Source organism: Cyclobacteriaceae bacterium, assembly GCA_030584025.1.
GTDB lineage: Bacteria > Bacteroidota > Bacteroidia > Cytophagales > Cyclobacteriaceae > UBA2336.
This window is the reverse complement of sequence record CP129487.1, coordinates 3,096,785-3,110,423: the sequence shown is the minus strand read 5'-3', so window position 1 is coordinate 3,110,423 and position 13,639 is coordinate 3,096,785. Positions and strand designations below refer to the sequence as shown.

Below are 13,639 nucleotides of genomic sequence, written 5' to 3'. Positions count from 1 at the left end.
AATTGTTCAGAAATACTATGATTGAAACCGCGAAAAGAATACAACACATTGAGGAATACTACTTCAGCAAAAAACTGGCAGAAGTGCGTTCGCTGGATACACCGAAACTAAAAGTAATCAACCTGGGTATTGGCAGTCCGGATTTAGCCCCGGCACAACCTGTTATTGATGCGCTTACCACTTCGGCACAGCAACCCAACAGTCACGGCTATCAGAGCTACAAAGGGATTCCGGATTTTCGAAGAAGTATATCTGATTTCTACAATCGCACATATGATGTCATTCTTGATCCCGAAACCATGATTCTTCCGCTTATGGGATCAAAGGAAGGGATTTTGCATATCAGCATGGCATTCCTGAATGAAGAAGATGAAGTATTGATTCCTGATCCGGGTTACCCAACGTATGCTTCTGTGACAAAACTGGTTGGCGCCAAGCCCAAAACATACGCGCTAAAAGAAACATTGAACTGGGGCATTGATTTGGAGGAACTGGAACAACAGGATTTATCGCGGGTAAAAATCATGTGGGTTAATTTTCCGCATATGCCTACGGGACGCATTGCTTCGCACAATGAATTGCAGGCGTTGGTTAATTTGGCGCGCAAACATAAATTTTTAATCATAAATGATAACCCATACAGCCTGATCCTGAACGATCATCCCATCAGTATTTTATCAACAGAAGGAGCAACGGAAGTCGCACTTGAATTAAACTCCTTAAGTAAGTCGCACAACATGGCCGGTTGGCGTTTGGGCTGGGTGGCCGGAAGGAAGGAATACATTGATGCGGTGCTGCGGGTTCGAAGCAACATGGACTCGGGAATGTTTCTTAGCTTACAACATGCCGCGGTTGAGGCGTTGAAGAATGACGCAGCGTGGTTTACGGAATTGAATAAGGTGTATGCAAGCAGAAAGGCATGGGCACACAAAATTCTGGATACACTTTCGTGCACATACTCACCGAATCAATCCGGATTGTTTGTGTGGGCAAAGGTGCCAGATCAAATTGCGGATGTAGGTGAGTGGGTTGATCAGATTTTATATGGTGCTAAAGTTTTCATTACACCAGGTTTTGTTTTTGGTCAGACAGGAAACCGGTATATCAGGCTTTCATTATGTTCACCTGAACAACAGTTGAAAGAAGCACACCAGCGGATTGCAGACTGGAAGCAAGCAGAGCCTGAATCGCTAAAAGATAAATCAGTAGCAGTATGAAAGTAACAGTTGTTGGATTGGGTTTAATTGGGGGTTCGTTGGCAATTGACCTGCGCAAAACAGGGTTGGCTACTGAACTGGTTGGGGTGGATGCCAGTGCGGCTCATGGTGAGCGAGCAGTCGAGTTAAAAATTGTTGATCGGATAGCAGATGAACATTCAGCTTTTACTTCGGCTGATCTTGTAATTTTTGCAATCCCTGTAAACTTGCTGGCTGGCAAACTTCCGCAGGTGTTGGATAGCATCGGAAAGCATACGGTTGTGATGGATGTAGGATCCACTAAGGCACAGATTTGTAAAGCGGTTACCAACCATCCAAAGCGTGCGCAGTTTGTGGCGGCTCACCCGATTGCGGGTACTGAAAATTCCGGACCCGATGCCGCGTTCTCCGGATTATTTACTGGAAAGACAACCATTATCTGTGAACATCAGCGGTCATCTGCGGAAGCATTGGCTTTGGTGAACAAGGTATTTGAAACCTTGCGCATGAAAGCCATCTACATGCAACCTGATGAACACGACAAACATGTGGCGTATGTTTCGCATTTGTCGCACGTAAGTTCTTTTTTGTTGGGGCAAACCGTGTTGGATATTGAAAAGGATGAAAAAAATATTTTCACCCTGGCCGGTAGTGGTTTTGCGTCAACGGTGCGTCTGGCAAAAAGTTCACCGGGTATGTGGGCGCCCATTTTTGAGCAAAACATGGAATACCTGAGCCAGGCGTTACAGGAATACATCATTCATTTGCAACGCTTTCAATATCATTTAATGAAAAAGAATACAACCGAATTGTACAGGATTATGACCGAAGCAAACGAAATCAGAAGAATACTGGATGGAACTGAACTTTCAGCTTCATCAACAAAAGAGAACAAACAAACCGAAATGGTAAAAGCATAAAAATTTTAAGAAATAAATAAGGATATGTCAACTATGAAAAAGGAATTACAACTTGAACCGATGAAGAACTGGTCGCCTGCAACTACGCGGCCACTCATTATAAGTGGTCCGTGCAGTGCGGAAACAGAAAGCCAGATGGTTACAACGGCCAAGCAAATTGCAGCAACCGGAAAGGCACATGTATTGCGTGCCGGAATCTGGAAACCCCGCACACGGCCCGGTCAGTTTGAGGGCATGGGTGAAGAAGGATTGAAGTGGTTGGTGCAAGCAAAGCAGGAGACCGGGTTGCCCATTGCTACGGAAGTAGCCAATGGGGCACACGTGGAAGCCTGTTTGAAAGCCGGTGTGGATATTCTTTGGGTAGGTGCACGTTCAACGGTAAATCCATTTTCAGTTCAGGAGATAGCGGATGCGTTGAAGGGCGTGGATGTTCCGGTGTTGGTGAAAAATCCGGTTAACCCTGATCTGGAATTATGGATCGGAGCGCTTGAACGCTTGAACAAGGCTGGCATTACCAAGTTAGCGGCCATTCATCGCGGATTTTCTTCATTCGAAAAAGGACCGTTTAGAAATGCACCCATGTGGGATATGGCCATTGAATTGAAAACACGCATTCCGGAACTGGATATCATCTGCGATCCCAGCCACATTTGCGGTACGCGCGAATTGATTCCGTTCATTGCACAAAAAGCACTCGACCTCGATATGGCTGGGTTGATGATCGAAAGTCACATACATCCGGATGCTGCGTGGAGCGATGCGAAGCAACAGGTAACACCATCATCATTGGCGAAAATTATTGAGGGATTGGTGGTGCGTACGCCATCGGCTGAAGATAAAAATGTGAAGGATGCATTGAGTATGTTCCGTGAGCAGATTGACCAATTGGATGATGAGATCATGCAGAAGTTTGCGGCCCGAATGAAAATATCTGAAAAGATCGGCCAGTTCAAAAAGGATAACCAGGTCACCATTCTTCAGGTAAATCGTTGGGAAGAGATCATTCATACACGCGTAGCGCTTGGGTTGGCGATGGGATTATCTGAGGATTTTTCTCGCGAAATGCTTAAGCTGGTACACCAGGAATCCATACAGGTGCAAACCCGTGTGATGAACAAGGCCGATGTAAAAGTTTAGGTTTCTTGTTTTGAGGTAAAATCTTAGTTTTAGGCTTCATTTTTGTAACCAAACCGAATATGAAGTCACTTACCTCATTTCTTGTACTATTTCTTTTTAGTCTATCACTTCTGCATGCGCAGGATGTTGATAAAAATTATTTGTTGGGCAAGTTCAATCAAAATCAGGATGACCGGTTTGTGCAACTTGACGACCAGTATACAGGTGGATCAGCAAAAGGAGCTTATTTGCGTAAGGAAACGTATGAAGCCTTTGTACGCATGGCTGAAGCTGCAAAGCAAGATGGCGTAAACCTGGTGATCATTTCGGCTACGCGAAATTATTTACAGCAAAAAGCCATTTGGGAAAGAAAATGGGTTAATGACAAGGAATCTAAAACTGATGTGGATCGGGCAAAGAAGATTTTACTCTATTCATCAATGCCGGGTTCATCGCGCCACCATTGGGGTACCGATATGGACCTCAACAACCTGAACAATGAGTATTTTGATTCTGGCGAGGGCTTGAAAATTTACGAATGGCTGAAGGCGCATGCCCATGAATATGGATTCTGCCAACCGTACACTACAAAAACGGATGGGCGAACTGGTTACGAAGAAGAGCGGTGGCACTGGTCGTATACACCGCTTTCCATTCCTTTTCTGGAAGCCTATAAAAAAACAGTAGCGCTGACCGATATACGCGATTTCTTAGGCAGCGAAACAGCGGCTAAGATTGACATCATCACCAATTACGTAGATGGCGTAGCCTGCAAATAGGCTAAGGCTGTTTTTGCAGGTGTATGGTTTGTGTTGGGAATGCAAACTCAATACCACGCTGCTCAAACGCTTCGTAAATTCTGAAGTTGATGTCCTGATGGATGTCCATGTACTGTTTATAATCAGCACTCTGTACAAAAAACACGATTTCAAAATTTAGACTAAAATCACCATAGCTGGCAAAGTGCACACGATCGGGAGTGGTGATGGGTTCGTCTTCCAGAATTTTAGTAATAATTCCAGGTATCTCCTTCAGTTTCTCCAGCGGTGTTCCGTACACTACGCCAATCTGAAATACAATACGTCTTTGCTCCATCCTCTTAAAATTATGGAGTCTTGAATTCGTTAAGTTGCTGTTTGAAATCACCACCTGTTCGCCTGATAAGCTTTTAAGCCGGGTAGTTTTAATTCCGATATATTCAACGGTTCCCTTCTTGTCATCAACCACAATAAAGTCGCCAACTTCAAAAGGACGGTCGAAGAAAATCACAAAATAGTTAAACAGATCGCCCAGAATATTTTGTGCTGCAAGCGCGATTGCGATACCACCAATACCCAAACCGGTGACAATGGCCGTTACATTATACCCAAGGTTATCGAACAAAAACACCAGGCCTAACGCCCAAACCGTAATGTTGATTACGATCATGATGCCGGTAATCTGCTTGAGTTTGGTTTCTCCGTTTTCTTGTTTGAGCACGTAGGCTTCAAGCGCCTTTCGGATAATAGTAAGTACAATGCGAACAACGAAATAAACAATAACCGCAGAGGTTGCGACTGTTACAATTCGCGATATTTGGTCGGATAGTTTGAGGTAGTGGATGCCCCAATAGAGCACAATAAAATTCAGAATGGGCAATCCAAATTTTTCAATTCCGGTGATGATGTAGTCATCAAATGAAGTTTCTGTTTTAGCAGCCCACGCCTTCAGACGCCTGAGCAAGTAGTTGCGGAACAAACGCACAACCAGTATTCCACCTAGGATAATGGCAAGTGCAATGGCATAGTCTTGTACGGTATTGTTTAAGTATTTCTCCTGAAGCAGATCTTCCATATAGCCAATGATTTTGTTATGAGGTTCAAAGTTAACGACTATCAACTTTTTAGCCTGAGCGAAATCACCTTATTATAAAATCTTTGCAAAGATTTTATACAATCGTGCAATCATTCTCCGTTAATTTTTCGAAATTTCATTTCCTAATCCTTGCATCTTATGAAAAACCTCCCCTGGAAAAAGATATCGATCGGTGTGATCGGTGTTGGCGTATTTGCTGTTGCCTTATTTTATGGAATTACCAGCACAGGCTCGCGCGAGCCGCAAGCTGCGCTCAACCCGGCCTTTGCAGAGTATATATCCTCCTACACATCGGGCGTGATCAGCTCAACAGCAACTATCCGCATTATTCTGGCGGAAGATGCTGTATCGGAGGATGTAGTCGGATCAGAAACAAGCGCCAGGCTTTTTAACTTTTCACCAACCGTTAAGGGGAAAACAGTTTGGCTGGATAAGCGAACGGTTGAGTTTACGCCCGAATTCCGGCTGACATCCGGTCAGCGTTATGAAGTAAATTTCAGCCTCTCGAAATTAATGGAGGTTCCTTCATCGCTCAGTAACTTCGTTTACTCGTTTCAGGTTATACCGCAACACTATGAATTATCTATTGATAATATTAAGCCTTACGTAAAAACGGAATTGGTTAGGCAGAAGATTGAGGGTATTTTGTTCACATCCGATTTTGCAGATGGCGATGTAGTTGAAAAGATGTTACAGGCCAATCAGGATGGTAAGCCGCTTACAGTTAGCTGGAGTCATGCAGGTGAAGGAAAGCAACATGCATTTGTCATAGAAGAAGTTTCCCGTAAGGAATCAGCCAGTAAGGTCAGCATCTCCATTGAAGGAGAGCCTTTGGGGATCAGTCAGTCATCTGCTCAGGAGGTTGAGATTCCTGCGTTAAGCGATTTTAAAGTCATGAATGTTCGCGTTGATCAGGGAACCACACAACATGTGGTGGTGCAATTTTCTGATCCGCTTAGTGAAAAACAGAATTTACAAGGACTTATCCGCATTGAGGGATTATCCAGTCTTGATTTTGAGGTCCGCGATAATGAAGTGAAGATTTATCCGGCCGTTCGTCAAACCGGAAGCAAAATACTTACGGTTGAAGCCGGTGTTCGAAACGTTTTGGATTACCGCATGAAAGAAGGAGGGACTTTTGATGTGTTGTTCGAAGAGGTAAAACCAGCTGTGCGCTTTGTGGGCAAAGGAACTATTTTGCCGAGCTCGGATGGATTGATTTTACCTTTTGAAGCGGTGAACCTGAAGGCCGTTGAAGTGCAGGTTGTGAAAATTTATGAGCGCAATATCGTTCAGTTCTTACAAGTCAATAATTATGACGGTAATGCTGAATTGCGCAGGGTTGGGAAGCCGGTATTGAAGAAGATGATTTCGCTTGAGAATTCCGGTGTAACCGATTTAGGAAAATGGAATCGCTTTACACTGGATTTGGCTACACTAATCAATACCGAACCAGGGGCCATTTACCAGGTGCGCCTCAATGTTAAAAAGGCTTATACAACATTAGCCTGTAACGAAGGCGAAGAGGCTTCCGCTGCAGCATTTGAACAAGAAGAAGACTGGTCGGAAGGTGAAGGAGAATCAAGTTACTGGGATTCGTACGATGATTATTATTATGGTTATGACTACGATTGGCGTGAACGCGATAATCCGTGTCATTCATCGTATTATACCGGTCAACGTAATATCAAACGAAATGTAATTGCTTCCGATCTTGGCTTGATTGCAAAACGGGGAGCCGATGGCAACACCACCATTTTTGTAACTGATCTGAAAACCACACAGCCACAATCGGGAGTGACGCTGGAGTTGTATAATTACCAGCAGCAGGTCATCGGTACAGCTTCAACTGGCAGCGATGGAAAGGCTGTGATTCAAAGCGATGAAATCCCATTTGCGTTGGTTGCTAAAAGTGGTGCACAACGTGGCTATTTGAAACTTCCGGATGGTGAATCGCTTTCGTTGAGCAGTTTTGATGTTGGGGGTGAACGGGTGAACAAAGGACTGAAGGGAATGATTTATGGTGAGCGTGGGGTGTGGCGTCCGGGCGACTCCCTGTTCCTCACGTTTGTGCTGGAAGATAAGATGAAAAGATTGCCGGCTACACATCCGGTTGTGTTTGAACTTCAGAATCCACAAGGTCAGGTAGCAAGCCGGCTGGTTCGTTCTGCCGGTGAAAATGGTTTTTACAAATTTGCTACGGTAACTGCCGATGATGCCCCAACCGGTAACTGGACTGCGCGGGTCAAAGTTGGGGGAACTGAGTTCTCACAATTGGTAAAGATTGAAACTGTAAAGCCAAACCGGCTAAAAATCAATCTTGATTTTGGCGTAGATAAGATCAAAGCCGGGACCAATAACATTTCAGGGGATTTAAAAGTGAATTGGTTACACGGGGCACCGGGTAAAAACCTGATGGCCGAATTTGAGGTACTGCTTACAAAGGCTGAAACGAAATTTTCCCGCTATCCGGATTACGTATTTGAAGATCCTTCAAAAGAATTTTACAGCGAAGCGCAAACTATTTTTAGTGGGTATACTGATGCGGAAGGAAATGCACGTGTTAATTTTTCACTTGAGCCAACCACCACTTCACCAGGTGCGCTAAATGCCATTGTTCGTGGAAAAGTATTTGAAGAGAGTGGTAATTTTTCAATCGATCGGTTTAGCATACCCTATTATCCATATACATCGTTTACGGGAATCAGACTTCCGCTTGGCGATAAGGCAAGAGGCATGTTGTTAACCGACACTACACACACGGTTGATGTAGTGACCATCGATGCCGATGGTAATCCGGTTAACCGTGATCAGGTGGAGGTTTCTATTCACAAACTCCGGTGGCGGTCGTGGTGGGATAATACAGAAGAAAGTGCGGTGTACATGAGCGATTACTACAGTACACTAATCAGCAAGGGAACCATTCGCACCAGCAATGGCAAGGGCCAATGGAATTTTAAAATCAAATACCCTGATTGGGGCAGGTACCTTGTGAAGGCATACGATCCTGTTTCGGGTCACTCAACAGCCAAAATTGTGTACATCGATTGGCCAGGATGGGCTGGTCGCGCACGCGGTGGAAGTGAAGGAGCTACCATGCTGACCTTCTCTTCCGATAAAAGCAATTACACCATTGGTGAAAAGGCCAGTATTGTTATTCCCGGAAGTGGTGAAGGACGAGCCTTAGTTAGCATTGAAAATGGAAGCCGTGTATTGGAAAGTTATTGGGTTGAAACCAAACAAGGGGATACGCCTTTCAATTTCACCATTACACCCGAAATGACACCGAATGCTTTTGTTCATGTTACACTTATTCAACCGCATGCACAAACAGTAAACGACTCACCCATTCGCATGTACGGAGTTATTCCAATCGGTGTGGAAGATCCAAAAACACATCTTGAGCCAGAGCTTTCCATGCCCGATGTGCTGGAGCCCGGTCAGGAAGTTGTGATTCGTGTTTCTGAAAAATCAAAGCGTAAAATGACTTACACGTTAGCGATTGTTGATGAGGGTTTACTTGACCTTACCCGCTACAAAACGCCTGATCCGTGGAAACGTTTTTACGCACGCGAAGCACTTGGCGTAAAAACATGGGATTTGTACGACAATGTAATGGGTGCTTTCGGTGCACGCATTGAACGATTGCTTGCCATTGGTGGTGATATGGAAATAGCAGCTAAGGAAGATGATGCCAAAGCGAATCGATTTAAACCCGTGGTGAAATTTTTCGGACCATTTACTCTTACAGGGGGAAGTGATGAACATAAGTTTATTATGCCGCAATACATCGGTTCAGTTAAAACCATGCTGGTGGCCGGCTATGAAGGAGCCTATGGGGCAGCCGAAAAAGCAACACCTGTTCGCAAGCCGTTGATGGTGCTGGCGACCTTGCCACGTGTGCTGGGCCCGGAAGAAAAACTTAAGTTACCGATAACCTTGTTTACCATGGATAAGAATATCCGGAATGTAAAAGTTGAAGTAAAAACGTCAGGGCCTTTGCAATTGAGTCAGGCTTCGCAACAGGTAAATATGGTTGGTTCTGACCAAACCGTTGAGTTTGATCTTGCTGTGTTGGGAACATTAGGCGTTGGAAAAGTTGAGGTAACGGCAACATCAGGAAATTTCAAAGCTACTGATGTGATTGAGATTGCTGTACGTAACCCAAATCCTCCGGTTACCCGTGTGCAAGAAGCATTGCTTGATGCCGGTAAAACCTGGAATGGATCAGTAACACCCGTTGGCATGGTAGGTTCTAATTCGGCAATGCTTGAAGTATCAAGCCTTCCTCCGATTAATCTTGGTCAGCGCATGCAGTATTTGTTGCAGTATCCGTATGGCTGTATTGAGCAGACAACCTCTTCTGTGTTTCCACAATTATATTTGGATCAGGTGAAAGTATTGACTGATGCGGAGCGAAGCATGATTCAATCAAACATCAAAGCTGGTGTTGAGCGACTAAAATCATTTCATCAGCGCGATGGTGGTTTTGGGTACTGGCCAGGGGCTGAAAATGCCGATAGCTGGTCAACAACCTATGCTGGTCATTTTTTGGTGGAGGCCGAGAAGAAGGGATACCTGGTTCCTGCTGATATGTTGAGGAAGTGGAAGAAGTATCAACGCAGTAAAGCACAGGCGTGGCGCAGGAATCAGGAAATGTATAGCAGCGAACTTATTCAGGCATATCGGTTGTATTCTCTTGCATTGGCAGGAGATCCGGAATTGGGTGCCATGAACAGGTTGCGCGAGCAAGGTAATTTACCGGTAACCGCAGCCTGGATGTTGGCTGCAGCTTACGCAAAAGCAGGACAGCCAGAAGCAGCAAAAGCGTTAGTCGAAAAAATACCAACTGTGGTTAAGCCTTATCAGGAGATGGCGTATACCTATGGATCGGATTTGCGTGACAAGGCTATCATTCTGGAAACACTTGTCTTGTTGGGCGATCGTACCAAGGGATTTGAGTTGTTGAAAGATATTTCTGCTTCATTAAGCAATTCGTCCTACTGGATGAGTACGCAAACTGTAGCGTGGTGTTTGAAATCCGTAGGGGCATTTGCAGGAACAGAAAAGCGTGGCAGCTTGAAGTTTACCTACTCGTATAATGGAAAAGATATTTCAGCCAGCACCGAATTGCCGATTGCACAGGTTTCTATTCCAGTTGATGGTGTAAAATCAAATGCGTTGAAAGTAGTGAGTGAAAGCGGTGGCTCGTTGTTCGTGCGCCTGATTTCGGAAGGAACACCAGCGCGTGGTGATGAAACAGAAGAATCCAATAACCTGAATTTAAGTATTGTATATACCGATGTGGATGGTCAACCTATTGATCCGACTTCACTGGAGCAGGGCAAGGAGTTTATTGCTTCGGTTACCATTTCGAATCCGGGAACAAAAGGTGCCTACAAGAATTTGGCACTGAATCAGATTTTTCCTTCGGGTTGGGAGATTAACAACCTGCGATTGGATGAGGCAGAAAGCCGGTTGGGTGGTGATGTGCCTACCTATCAGGATATTCGCGATGACCGGGTGTATACGTATTTTGATCTTGCAGTCAATCAACGAAAAACATTTCAGGTGATGTTGACGGCTAGCTATGCCGGAACGTATTACTTACCGGCTGTAAGTTGTGAAGCCATGTACGACCGGTCAATCTATGCACGTAGGAAAGGACAAGTCGTTCAGGTTGTTAAACCATCAGGAATTTAAAATCGGATTATGCGAAACGTTAGAAATGGTATTCTCGTGTTATTGACTGTCCTGATTTCAGATTCTGTATTGGCGCAGTCGAAAACTGAACGATACATACTCAATCTTTCGAAGCAAAAGTTTGTATGGCTGATAGAGAAGCAACGCGATTCGCTTGATCTGTTGTTGGATGATCGATTGATGTATATTCATTCAAATGGATGGACACAATCGAAAGTTGAGGTTTTTGATGATATACAGTCGGGCAAACTTGTTTATAAGCAGATAGATGTTGAGGCAATACAGGTGAGGCTATATGGCAACACAGCCATTGTTACGGGTACCGGAAGGTTTCAAGGATCAAGAGAAGATAAAGAATTTGATCTTCCGTTATCGTACACAGAAGTTTATGTGAAGGAGGGCAAGAGATGGGTTCTTGTTTCCCGTCATGCTAATCGTATGCTATGAAGAAATGAGGGGAATGAGCAGGAGAAGTTGGATCGGGCTAGTTGTTTTACTGATTTCAGGTATAGCATATTATTTCGCTTTGTCGGAAACTTTGTTTGATGATCCATGCTCAACTGTATTAGAAGATCAGGAAGGAGAGTTGATGGCTGCCACTATTGCTACTGATGGGCAATGGCGGTTCCCCCAGCTCGATACCGTTCCGGATAAGTTTGTTCAAGCTATTATTCATTTTGAAGATAAGCGCTTCAAGAAACACTGGGGTGTTGATGTGCGAGCCATGGCACGTGCCATCAGACAAAATATAAACGCTGGAAAGGTTATTAGTGGAGGCAGTACCATTTCCATGCAAGTAATCCGATTATCCCGTAAAGGAAAAAAGCGAACCTATTTCGAAAAGTTGTATGAAGTTATTCTGGCTACGCGACTGGAACTTCGATATTCTAAAGACGAAATTCTGACCTTGTATGCCTCGCATGCACCTTATGGCGGAAACGTAGTTGGTTTGGAAGCTGCCTGCTGGCGATACTTTGGTCGTGATGTACATGAACTTTCATGGGGTGAAGCCGCCATGTTGGCTGTATTGCCTAATGCCCCTGCGTTGATCCACCCTGGAAAGAACCGGGAAAAACTTCTTGCCAAGCGAAACGCTTTGTTGGATAAGCTTCAACAAGCCGGATTGATTGATGACGTTACCTGTGAGCTTGCCAAGTCAGAAGTGATTCCTGATCAATCTGCCCCCTTACCTCGGTATGCCCGGCATTTGTTGCAACGCATAACACGTGATGGGCGGGCGCAAACACGTGTGCGTTCAACCTTGCACTCCGGTATTCAAAGAAGGGTTGAACAAATTATTCAGGATCATCACAAACATTTGGTTGGAAATCAAATTTACAATGCAGCTGCATTGGTGTTGGATGTTGAGACCGGTGATGTTCTTGCTTATGTGGGAAATACAGCGGTGGAAGAGTCGGGCTATCACAGTGAAGAAGTGGATGTGATCAACGCTCCACGAAGTACAGGAAGTATTCTGAAACCCTTTCTGTACGCGGCTATGCTGGATGAAGGAAAAATTCTTCGACACACGCTGTTGCCTGACGTTCCGCTGGTTATTAACGGGTTTGCTCCCAAAAATTTCAAGCGTGAATTTGATGGTGCAGTTCCGGCAGATCAGGCGTTAATCCGTTCCTTAAATGTTCCGGCTGTGCACATGCTGCGCGACTACCGATATGAAAAATTTCATACTCTGTTGAAACGAACGGGTATGACTTCCCTTTACCAACATCCTGACCACTATGGGTTATCACTTATTTTGGGAGGCGCTGAAGGAAAATTGTGGGACATTACCGGCATGTATGCCTCCATGGCGAGGGTGTTGAATAGATATTTCATGCGTTCGCAATCGCTTCGGTATTCCGATGAAGATTATCATGGGCCTAATTACCTAACTCGAAGAAAGCAGAAAAATTCTGAAAATGCCTTGGCGCCATCGTCTGTATTCACAGCTTCAGCTATTTATCACACACTTGATGTATTAAAGGAAGTTTACCGACCTGGTGAGGAAACCGGTTGGCGAAATTTTTACAGTTCGAAAAAGATAGCCTGGAAAACCGGTACAAGCTTTGGCCATCGCGATGGTTGGGCCGTGGGCATTACACCACAATATGCCGTGGGCATTTGGGTAGGCAATGCCGATGGTGAAGGCAGGCCGGGACTTACCGGAACAGAGGCAGCTGCTCCGATCATGTTTGATATTTTTTCCTTGCTGCCAGGCAATGCCTGGTTTCAAGAACCCTTATTAGAAATGGAACAAGTAGCGGTTTGTTCAACCAGTGGCTTGCGTCTGGGAGAATTTTGTGAGCAGCCCGATACGGTTTGGGTTACCCCTAAAGGCCTTGAGGCACGGGCCTGTACGTATCATAAACGTGTGCACCTTACCCATGATTTAAAGCACCGCGTGTACTCAGGTTGCGTTCCTCCCAGCGAAATGATTAGCCTGAACTGGTTTGTATTGCCTCCTGTTCAGGAGCACTATTTCAAGCCGAAAAACGTATCCTATAAAGCCCTCCCTGCGCTGAAGCCAGGCTGTGGCGATGAAGTAAGTTTGCAGCCCATGGAATTGCTATATCCAAAGGCGGAAGCCCGAATCTTCATTCCCCGCGACCTTGACGGAGAGCCTGGAAATGCCGTTTTTGAGCTCGCCCACCGAAATTCCGCTTCGGTTGTATACTGGCACCTGGATGGGGAATACCTTGGAAATACCACTAAAAATCACCGATTTCCTGTAAATCCGGGCGAAGGACAGCATATTTTAACCCTGGTGGATGACTCCGGCCTTCTCTTGGAGAGCCGGTTTGAAGTAGTATCAAAATGATAAATATCTGATATGTAATGTTTTAAACATAT

The 13,639-nt window shown here is 44.9% G+C and carries 8 protein-coding genes; 7 read left to right on the top strand and 1 reads right to left on the bottom strand.

The genetic code is table 11. The annotated features are described in order from the left end of the window. The first annotated feature begins 17 nt into the window (after window positions 1-17). From QY309_14015 to QY309_14000, 4 genes are read left to right on the top strand one after another with little or no spacing between them, the layout of a single operon-like run. Window positions 18-1,217 carry an aminotransferase class I/II-fold pyridoxal phosphate-dependent enzyme gene (locus QY309_14015; GenBank protein ID WKZ58977.1) on the top strand — a complete coding sequence of 400 codons (1,200 nt, stop codon included), beginning with the start codon at window positions 18-20 and terminating at the stop codon, window positions 1,215-1,217. Then, a complete protein-coding gene (locus QY309_14010) occupies window positions 1,214-2,116 on the top strand; it encodes a prephenate dehydrogenase (protein ID WKZ58976.1) in 903 nt (300 codons plus the stop codon). Before QY309_14015 ends, QY309_14010 begins: the two co-directional genes overlap by 4 nt. Before the next feature lie 33 nt (window positions 2,117-2,149). Next, a complete protein-coding gene (locus QY309_14005; GenBank protein WKZ58975.1) occupies window positions 2,150-3,253 on the top strand; it encodes a chorismate mutase in 1,104 nt (367 codons plus the stop codon). A 59-nt stretch (window positions 3,254-3,312) separates the two neighbouring features. Next, entirely contained in the window at window positions 3,313-4,011 is a 699-nt protein-coding gene (locus QY309_14000) for a M15 family metallopeptidase (GenBank protein WKZ58974.1), read from the top strand. 1 nt (window position 4,012) lies between these two features. Here the strand turns inward: QY309_14000 and QY309_13995 are convergent, their stop codons facing one another. Further along, window positions 4,013-5,065 carry a mechanosensitive ion channel family protein gene (locus QY309_13995; GenBank protein WKZ58973.1) on the bottom strand — a complete coding sequence of 351 codons (1,053 nt, stop codon included), beginning with the start codon at window positions 5,063-5,065 and terminating at the stop codon, window positions 4,013-4,015. A 159-nt stretch (window positions 5,066-5,224) separates the two neighbouring features. Here QY309_13995 and QY309_13990 point away from each other — a divergent pair, with 159 nt between their 5' ends. Genes QY309_13990 through pbpC form a run of 3 tightly spaced genes read left to right on the top strand, consistent with a single transcriptional unit; the run spans window position 5,225 to window position 13,607 of the window. Beyond that, entirely contained in the window at window positions 5,225-10,789 is a 5,565-nt protein-coding gene (locus tag QY309_13990; GenBank protein WKZ58972.1) for an MG2 domain-containing protein, read from the top strand. Between the two features lie 9 nt (window positions 10,790-10,798). Further along, window positions 10,799-11,236, top strand: coding sequence for a nuclear transport factor 2 family protein (locus QY309_13985; protein ID WKZ58971.1), 438 nt, complete (start codon window positions 10,799-10,801; stop codon window positions 11,234-11,236). A gap of 13 nt (window positions 11,237-11,249) precedes the next feature. Further along, a complete protein-coding gene (pbpC, locus tag QY309_13980) occupies window positions 11,250-13,607 on the top strand; it encodes a penicillin-binding protein 1C (protein ID WKZ58970.1) in 2,358 nt (785 codons plus the stop codon). Window positions 13,608-13,639: the final 32 nt, after the last annotated feature.